The organism is Paenibacillus sp. TSM33 (genome assembly GCF_056099025.1).
On the sequence record NZ_JBLZXB010000047.1, the window covers coordinates 1 to 354 of the forward strand.

The 354-nt window shown below is 48.6% G+C and carries 2 rRNA genes; both read right to left on the reverse strand.

Features of this window, described 5'->3' with window-relative positions:
* Nucleotides 1-78 (reverse strand): 5S ribosomal RNA (gene rrf / locus ACN6NF_RS25785); the annotation flags it as partial.
* A 150-nt stretch (nucleotides 79-228) separates the two neighbouring features.
* Nucleotides 229-354 (reverse strand): 23S ribosomal RNA (locus ACN6NF_RS25790); the annotation flags it as partial.

Genomic DNA, 354 nt, shown 5'->3' on the forward strand with positions numbered 1-354 from the left:
AGTACCATCGGCGCTGGAGGGCTTAACGGTCGTGTTCGGGATGGGTACGTGTGGAACCCCTCCGCTATCGCCACCAAACATGAATTTACATCGTAAATTCTTCCGTAAGGTTATTCGGTTCATCACATATCGTGCGAATGAATCGCCATACGCTGGTTGTATGTACTTCTACATACCTTCAAGGTTACACCCTGAAAACTGGATCCGAAACTTCCTTGCGTCTTATCTTAGGATAAGCCCTCGACCGATTAGTATTGGTCAGCTCCATGCATTACTGCACTTCCACCCCCAACCTATCTACCTCGTCGTCTTCAAGGGGTCTTACATACTGGGAAATCTCATCTTGAGGGGGGC